Below are 1,186 nucleotides of genomic sequence, written 5' to 3'. Positions count from 1 at the left end.
ACCCGAAGGGCACCGAGAAGGAAGCTCGGAAGGCGCCTCAGGGCAACTCAGGCAACGCAGCCCGCAAGGCTGCTTGACGCTGCACCACCACTAGGACGGCTCCCGTAATGGGGGCCTTTTTCACGCCCCCGAAATGGGAGATCACATGGACGACACCACGCAGGACCAGACCGACCAGCAGAAGCCTGCCGGACAGGAGGGAACCCCAACCGTCGAAAGCCTTATGGCTGACGTCGAGCGTTGGAAGACCCTTTCTCGGCAGAACGAAAAGAACTACAACGAGACCCGCACAGAGCTTGCCTCCCTCAAGGAAGCGTCCATGTCGGACGCCGAGAAGGCAATCGAGGCGGCAAGGACTGAGGCGCGTAATGCGGCCCTCTCCGAGGTCGGTACCCGGCTTGTAGACGCGGAGCTTCGCGTCCAGGCCGCAACTGCTGGTGTAACCCTCCCGAAGCCCGAGTTCCTGAACACCAGCGCCTTCCTTGGCGCTGACGGTGCAGTGAACACCGAGGCCATTACCGCGTTCGTGTCCTCCCTTCCCCAGCCGTCCAATGCCCCCGAATTTGCCCAGGGGATTGGCCTTGGCCGTCAGGGCGACTCCGGCTCTTACGCAGCCGGACAGATCGACCGTGACGCCCTTTCCCGTATGTCCCCTCAGGAAATCGCTGCCGCCCGTAAGGCGGGCAAGCTCGATGCTCTTATGCGGGGGGACCTCTGATCAATTGAGGTAGCATATGACTTTCACTACTCAGGCCGGTAACAAACCAGGTGCCGGCGCTCTCCAGGCCGCGGGCGGCCACTTCATTCCAGAGATTTGGACGTCCCAGCTCCTTGAGAACCTGGACGACAATCTTGTACTTGGCTCCCCCGAGATCGTCAATCGCCAGTATGAGGGCGAGTTTCGGCGTGAGGGCGATGTAGTCCGCATTCCCCACTTCGTGGACACCGTGACCGATAAGGGAATCGTCAAGGCGTACGGTTCCATCGGTACTGCGGATCACGCGGCGCTTGAGTACATCAAGATGACCGTGGCGAAGGGTTCGAGCTTCCACCTGGAGCTTGACAACCTTCACCAGCTCCAGACCAAGACGGGCATTGACCTGATGAGCAATCTCATTGCTCAGCGTGCCCGGACTTTGGCGAACACCATGGACAGTCTTATCGCCAAGACCATTCTTGCGGCTGT

The 1,186-nt window shown here is 60.4% G+C and carries 2 protein-coding genes; both read left to right on the top strand.

What is annotated here, in order from left to right; all coding sequences use genetic code 11:
- Positions 1-145: 145 nt before the first annotated feature.
- The gene (locus ACFVV5_RS19180) at positions 146-718 is read left to right on the top strand and encodes a hypothetical protein (RefSeq protein ID WP_387247304.1); all 573 of its coding nucleotides are present in this window, start codon (positions 146-148) and stop codon (positions 716-718) included.
- A gap of 16 nt (positions 719-734) precedes the next feature.
- Positions 735-1,186 (top strand): hypothetical protein (locus ACFVV5_RS19175; RefSeq protein WP_387247302.1); only part of this gene is annotated, 452 nt, incomplete at its 3' end.

The organism is Leifsonia sp. NPDC058248 (assembly GCF_042881905.1).
GTDB lineage: Bacteria > Actinomycetota > Actinomycetes > Actinomycetales > Microbacteriaceae > Leifsonia.
Note: the sequence above shows the minus strand (reverse complement) of the source record. Positions and strands in the feature narration are given on the sequence as shown.

Excerpts from the sequence above, each read along its gene's own strand:
- ACFVV5_RS19180 (WP_387247304.1), top strand. The coding sequence starts at position 146 with ATGGACGACACCACGCAGGACCAGACCGACCAGCAGAAGCCTGCCGGA.